The sequence below is a fragment of the candidate division TA06 bacterium genome (assembly GCA_016208585.1).
Classification (GTDB): Bacteria; Edwardsbacteria; AC1; order AC1; family EtOH8; genus UBA5202.
In genome coordinates this window covers 1-5,632 of sequence record JACQXR010000167.1, presented here as the reverse complement: position 1 = coordinate 5,632, position 5,632 = coordinate 1, and the positions used below count along the sequence as shown (strand labels likewise).

Below are 5,632 nucleotides of genomic sequence, written 5' to 3'. Positions count from 1 at the left end.
TGCCGCTGCGGGCCGCGATAATACCAACCGGAAACTATATCATCACTGATCCAAACAGTCATACTACCCCGTTGTTTTAACGCTTCATTATAGGCCGGCCAGTTTTTTATTTTATACCGGGCCTTTTTCTTGGTTTTATGAGAAGTTCTTTTCGGGTTGTTACGTGATGTTTTCACCTTCTGGCCCCTTTCAGTTCGTTAATCATAGCCAGATTATACCAAATTACCCCTTATCCACGCAACAAAGCCGATCAAATTCTAAGAATAAAAATTTAAGGAGATTAAAATGACCAAAAAAATCATCATAACCGCAGCCTTGGCACTGGTGGCAATCATGGCCGGGTTGTCCCTGGCCGGGAGGGGCATAACTCTAAAGGGGTCCGACACCCTGCTGCTTTTAGGGCAGAGATGGGCCGAGATCTACATGCAGAAGAACCCGGGAGCGGTGATCCAGGTGACCGGAGGCGGTTCCGGAGTGGGCATCGCGGCCCTGATCAACGGCTCCACCGACGTCTGCCAGGCCTCCCGCAGCATGAAGGATTCGGAAAAACAGAAACTGCGCGACCGTTATTTCAGCCTGGGTTATGAGATCCCGGTGGCCAAGGACGGCGTGACCTTGTACCTTAACGAGAAGAATCCCATCACGGAACTGACCATAAACCAGATCAAAGACATCTACACCGGCAACACCACCAACTGGTCGCAGCTGGGCGGGCCGGACGCCAAGATCATCGTCTACGGCCGCGAGAACAGCTCGGGCACCTACGTATTCTTCCGGGAAGCGGCCATGAAGAACGCCGACTATACCTCCAGCATGCAGTCCCTTCCAGGCACAGCGGCGGTGGTAAATGCGGTGTCCAAGGATGTGTACGGGATAGGATACGGAGGAGCCGCCTATGCCAAGGGCGTCAAGGAATTAGCCATCAAGACAGCCAAGGGCAGCTTTAAGCCCACCACCGAAACCGTCAAGAGCGGACAGTATCCGCTGGCCCGCAACTTGTATTGGTACCTGCGGGGAAAACCCAGTGGCGAGATCAAGAAACTCGTGGACTGGGTGCTCTCCCCCGAGGGCCAGGAGATCGTCAAGAAAGTCGGGTATTTCACGATAAAGTAAGCCGGTCAACGCCATGAATGCCTGATCCAGAGGGTTTTGGTGATAACCTGGCCCTCTGGATTTAGCTGTTGTTATAAGGAAACTATTATGAGCCTCCAGAAAAAAAGGTTCCGCTACCTCGGGGAATCGCTGATAGAGGTCAACATCAAGGTCACCGCCACCCTGGCCATAATCGCGGTGTTTCTGATATTCCTGTTCATCCTGCGGGAGTCGCTGCCGATATTCTTCAGCCGGGAAGTGATGCAAGAGATAACCTTCGGTAAATTCTTCAATGGGATCGAATGGCAGCCGGTGTCGGATAAGCCCCGGTTCTCGCTGTGGCCGATAATCCTGGGCAGTTTAAAAGTGACCCTGATCGCCCTGGTTTTCGCTGTTCCGGCGGCCATCGGAGCGGCCCTTTACAGCTCGGAGTTCGCCGGGCGTCGGCTCAAGGAGTTCATCAAACCGGTGGTGGAACTGCTGGCCGGCATTCCCTCGGTGGTGCTGGGCTTTTTTGCCCTGATAATAATGGCCTCTTTCTTAAAAAACATCTTCGGCTGGACCTACCGCCTTAACGCCATCAACGCCGGCATCGCCCTGGGATTTGCCGTGATTCCGGCCATCTATTCGCTGGCCGAGGACGCCATCAATGCCGTGCCCAGATCGTTCCGGGAGGCGGCCCTGGGTCTGGGCGCCACCCCCTGGCAGACCGCGGTCAAAGTGGTGCTGCCGGCGGCGCTGCCCGGGGTTTCGGCGGCGGCGCTGTTCGGCATGGGCCGGGCGGTGGGTGAGACCATGGTGGTGCTGATGGCCGCCGGCAACGCCCCGCTGTTCTCCTTCAACCCGCTGGAATCCACCCGCACCATGACCGCCACCATTGCCGCCGAATTGGGCGAGGTGGTGTTCGGCAGCGGCCACTACCACGCCCTATTCTTCATCGGGCTCGTGCTGTTCCTGGCAACCTTCATTATCAATCTGATATCCTGGTCGCTGTTCCAGGGATTGATGGCTAGGATGTACGGAAAAGGGAAATGAAAACCAAGCATGTAACTAAACCATACTGGGAGGCATAATGAGCGGATACAGGAAACCGGTCAAAGTTCTCTTCCTGTGCGTGGCCAATTCGGCCCGGAGCCAGATGGCGGAAGGCCTTCTACGCCACTTGAGAGAAGGACGTTTCGAGGCCTACAGCGCCGGCACCAGGCCTGCGGCGGTGCATCCTTTGGCAATCAGGGTCATGTCCGAAATCGGCATCGATATCTCCCGGCAACAGTCGAAATCAGTATCGCAATACCTAGGAACCGGGCATTTCGGATGCATAATAAGCCTGTGCGGCCAGAGCGAGGGAATGTGCCCCACCTCTTTTCCGGACATCTCGGTGCGCCTTCACTGGGATTTGCCCGGCCCGGCCCAGCCGGGAACCGAAGAGGAACAGATCTCCAGGTTCCGGCTGGTGCGGGACCGTTTGAAACAGCTGATATCCGGTTTGATAAATGAGCTTGGTCAATAACCCCGCAAAATTATCCGCTTGCCGGAAGACGGCGGAAAAACTTAAGGTAGGCCTCACCAGTTCGGCGGTCCTGCTGATCCTGGCCATATTGGCAGTGATACTGGGCACTGTTATAGCCGGCGGGTATAAAAGCCTGAGCTGGGAGTTTCTGACCCAGCCCCCGACGGAAGGCATGACCAAGGGGGGCATTTTCCCGGCCATTTTCGGGATGGTGTTTTCACTGATCATGATGCTGATCGCGGTGGTGCCGGTGGGAGTGGCCACGGCCGTTTACCTGCATGAATACGCCAGGCCCGGTTTCTTTATAACCAAAATGATCCGGGGCGCGGTCAACAACCTGGCCGGAGTGCCGTCCATAGTTTTCGGCCTGTTCGGGCTGGGTTTTTTCATCCAGTTCATCGGCAACGGGATCGACCGGTCGCTGGGCCAGAGCGGATTGTTCGGCCAGCCCTGCATCCTGTGGGCCTCGCTGACCCTGGCCCTGATGAACCTTCCGATCATCATCGTGGCCACCGAGGAGGCCTTAAGGGCCATACCGCAGGAAGAGCGGGCCGGGGCTCTGGCCCTGGGGGCCACCAAATGGCAGGCCATCCAACATATTGTGCTTCCCCAGGCCATCCCCGGCATACTGACCGGTGTGGTGCTGGTGGTCAGCCGGGGGGCCGGGGAGGTGGCGCCCATCATGTTCACCGGGGCGGCCTATTACCTGCCCTACCTGCCCAAGCTGCCCACCGATCAATTCATGACCCTGGGCTATCACATCTTCGTGATGACCACCCAGTCTCCGGACATAGACGCCACCGTACCCATAGCCATGGGCGCCACCCTGGTCTTACTGGCATTGACTATTTCGCTCAACATCATCGCCATCATCATCAGGTCCCGCACCAGAAGCCAGCTTAGAAAGGGAAGATAATATGGAGACCGGAAACAACCGTTTGGAGATAAAGGATTTCAGCCTTTACTACCACCGCACCAAGGCCCTGGAGGACATTTCCATGGACATCCCCGAAAAAATGGTGACCGCCATCATAGGGCCTTCGGGCTGCGGAAAGTCAACCCTGCTGCGCTCCATAAACCGGATGAATGAGCTGATCGACGGGGTAGTGGTGGAGGGAGCGATAATGCTGGACGGGGAGGACATTTACGACCGGAACATAGACGTGGTGGAGCTGCGGCGCAAGGTGGGGATAGTCTTCCAGCGGCCCAACCCCTTTCCCAAGTCCATCTACGAAAACGTGGCTTTTGGGCTGCGGATGGGGGAGAATAGCTTTTCCAAGGGCAGGCTGGAGGAAGTGGTGGAGCGCTCGTTAAAGGAGGCCGCCATCTGGGACGAGGTCAAGGACCGGCTGCAGTGCTCGGCCATGGAGCTTTCAGGCGGACAGCAGCAGAGGGTCTGCATCGCCAGGGCCTTGGCGGTGGAGCCGGAAGTTATCCTGATGGACGAGCCGGCCTCGGCCCTGGATCCCATAGCTACCGCCAAGATCGAGGAACTGATCTTCAAACTAAAGGAAAAATACACCATCGTCATCGTAACCCACAACATGCAACAGGCGGCCCGGGTCTCGGACCAGACGGCATTCTTAATGCTGGGCAAACTTATAGAGTACGGAGACACGGCGACCATCTTTACCAACCCCCAAAACAAGACCACCGAGGAATACATCACCGGTAGGTTCGGATGAAATAAGACCAAACATTTTTTAAGTGACAGTGATTTAACACGGATTTAACAATGAATTAACCTGTGGTTCAAATGTGTTTTATATATTGTTAACAATTATAAAACATAAAAAGGAGTCAGGAACCACATGGAAAAGAAAGCATTATATATGCTGCTTTCGGCAGCATTTGTTTTTACAGCCGGCTGCGGCAAGAACAGACAAAGCATCACCCTGGCCGGCTCCACCGCCTTCCAGCCTTTCGCCGAAAAGCTGGCCGAGCAATACATGACCGGGCATGCCGATGTCAACATAACGGTCCAGGGCGGCGGCTCGGCGGTGGGGATACAATCGGCTTTGTCCGGAGCGGCTCAGATCGGCATGGCCGACCTAGTCAAGCTGCCTCCGGAGGCCAAGGACCTGAGTGCGACCATAGTAGCCCGGGACGGCATTGCGGTGGTGGTCAACCCGGCCAACAAAGTGAATAACCTGACCACCAAACAGGTCCGGGACATCTTCAACGGAAAGATAAAGAACTGGAAGGAAGCGGGCGGAACCGACAAGGCCATTACCGTGGTTTCGCGCGAGGCCGGCTCCGGCACCAGGACTTCCTTTGAACAGATAGTCACCGGAATAGACCTGACCGGGAACGCCCTGATCCAGGATTCCAACGGCACTATCCGGGAAACCGTGGCCAACGATGCCGGCGCAATAGGATATCTCTCCCACGGGCTTTTAAATGACAAAATCAAAGCGGTGCAGATAGACGGCCAGCAATGCACCACCGAATGCATCATGGCCCAGAAATACATGCTGGTGCGCCCCATATTTCTTTTGACCAAGGGGCTGCCCGAGGGCGAGGTTAAAAGTTTCATCAACTACATAATTTCTCCCGAGGGTCAGCAGACCATCCAGCAGAACGGCCTGATCCCGGCCAAGTAACTCAGTTCTTTTCCATTCGCAGATTTCCCAGATTTTCGCAGATTTATCGATACAAAAGGAATTGTTTTGGGTGGGTAAGTATTAATTCTCCCTGAAAAACTAGCAATCCAAATGCAGTAAAATCAAGATTTTTTCTTCCATTGGCGGTGCGAAAGTGGTATAATTATGTCCAATAAGGGAGGGAAAAAATGCTGCGATTACGAAGCCAACAACAACGCGAAGTGTGGGAAACGCTGATGCCCGCGGAAATACTGGCTCTCAGCCAGGAATTAAAAATCGTCGATCAGTTCTTGGACGACGATCGTTTTCTGTTGCCGTATTTCAGGAAACACCGGACATTTAAGAAACTGAACACCGGGCGGAACAGCACGCCGATAGAAACATATCTTCGGATGATGTATCTCAAACACCGCTATCAGCTTGGATA

General features: G+C 54.8%; 7 protein-coding genes. All 7 read left to right on the top strand.

What is annotated here, in order from left to right; genetic code table 11:
- Positions 1-285 precede the first annotated feature (285 nt).
- A complete protein-coding gene (locus HY768_11825) occupies positions 286-1,113 on the top strand; it encodes a phosphate ABC transporter substrate-binding protein (GenBank protein MBI4727881.1) in 828 nt (275 codons plus the stop codon).
- Positions 1,114-1,200: 87 nt separating this feature from the next.
- Positions 1,201-2,127 (top strand): phosphate ABC transporter permease subunit PstC, encoded by a 927-nt coding sequence (gene pstC / locus HY768_11820; GenBank protein ID MBI4727880.1) that lies wholly within the window; start codon positions 1,201-1,203, stop codon positions 2,125-2,127.
- Positions 2,128-2,164: 37 nt separating this feature from the next.
- Entirely contained in the window at positions 2,165-2,602 is a 438-nt protein-coding gene (locus HY768_11815; protein ID MBI4727879.1) for an arsenate reductase ArsC, read from the top strand.
- Positions 2,586-3,518 (top strand): phosphate ABC transporter permease PstA, encoded by a 933-nt coding sequence (gene pstA, locus HY768_11810; GenBank protein ID MBI4727878.1) that lies wholly within the window; start codon positions 2,586-2,588, stop codon positions 3,516-3,518. Before HY768_11815 ends, pstA begins: the two co-directional genes overlap by 17 nt.
- A 1-nt stretch (position 3,519) precedes the next feature.
- Positions 3,520-4,287 carry a phosphate ABC transporter ATP-binding protein gene (locus HY768_11805; GenBank protein MBI4727877.1) on the top strand — a complete coding sequence of 256 codons (768 nt, stop codon included), beginning with the start codon at positions 3,520-3,522 and terminating at the stop codon, positions 4,285-4,287.
- Between the two features lie 126 nt (positions 4,288-4,413).
- Positions 4,414-5,205, top strand: coding sequence for a phosphate ABC transporter substrate-binding protein (locus HY768_11800; protein ID MBI4727876.1), 792 nt, complete (start codon positions 4,414-4,416; stop codon positions 5,203-5,205).
- A 236-nt stretch (positions 5,206-5,441) separates the two neighbouring features.
- On the top strand, positions 5,442-5,632 hold a 191-nt coding region (locus HY768_11795), incomplete at its 3' end, for an ISNCY family transposase (GenBank protein ID MBI4727875.1).

Coding starts and splice junctions, on each gene's coding strand:
- pstA (MBI4727878.1), top strand. CDS start 2,586: ATGAGCTTGGTCAATAACCCCGCAAAATTATCCGCTTGCCGGAAGACG.
- HY768_11815 (MBI4727879.1), top strand. CDS start 2,165: ATGAGCGGATACAGGAAACCGGTCAAAGTTCTCTTCCTGTGCGTGGCC.
- HY768_11800 (MBI4727876.1), top strand. CDS start 4,414: ATGGAAAAGAAAGCATTATATATGCTGCTTTCGGCAGCATTTGTTTTT.
- HY768_11805 (MBI4727877.1), top strand. CDS start 3,520: ATGGAGACCGGAAACAACCGTTTGGAGATAAAGGATTTCAGCCTTTAC.
- pstC (MBI4727880.1), top strand. CDS start 1,201: ATGAGCCTCCAGAAAAAAAGGTTCCGCTACCTCGGGGAATCGCTGATA.
- HY768_11825 (MBI4727881.1), top strand. CDS start 286: ATGACCAAAAAAATCATCATAACCGCAGCCTTGGCACTGGTGGCAATC.